Source organism: Polaromonas sp. P1_G2, from assembly GCF_056405515.1.
Genome location: NZ_JBFUBY010001204.1, coordinates 1 through 441 on the forward strand (window position 1 = coordinate 1; position 441 = coordinate 441).

General features: G+C 57.8%; 1 protein-coding gene. It reads right to left on the reverse strand.

The window, feature by feature from the left end; translation table 11 throughout:
- Nucleotides 1-296, reverse strand: a 296-nt coding sequence (locus AC1D0P_RS29780) for a hypothetical protein (RefSeq protein WP_477680025.1), incomplete at its 3' end; no start/stop codon positions are given.
- Nucleotides 297-441 lie beyond the last annotated feature (145 nt).

Sequence of the window (441 nt, forward strand, 5' to 3'; positions counted from 1 at the left end):
GCCATATGGACGTTGGCCCATTCGTCATAGTCGCGAACGATATTAAAACTATCAAGCCGGTGCAGCAGGATCGTCAGCGCCGGCCGCAGGATGTCCCCTCGGCAATCCACGTCGCACGATTCGGCGAGGATAGAGTCCGCCTGCGTTTTCAATACCGCCGGAGGCACTGTCGTTCCAAAGTCGAAGGCTGCTGCGACCGCGAGCATCACCCCGTGCCGTTCGTCTTGCACGCTCAAATTCACGGCATAGACCGCGAATGCAGCAAACACACAAGCCGCAAACCAGCGCGGCAGCATTATTCCTGCGGCGAGGCGTAAGGAAAAAGCCGATCGCGGCTGGTCGTTCGCAAGATGTTGTCTCGGCATTGGTTCCGGTGACACGCGGCAAGCCCATCTGAGTGCAATATCCGTTTGCTACCAGATGGGCCAAGCGATTGAAAGC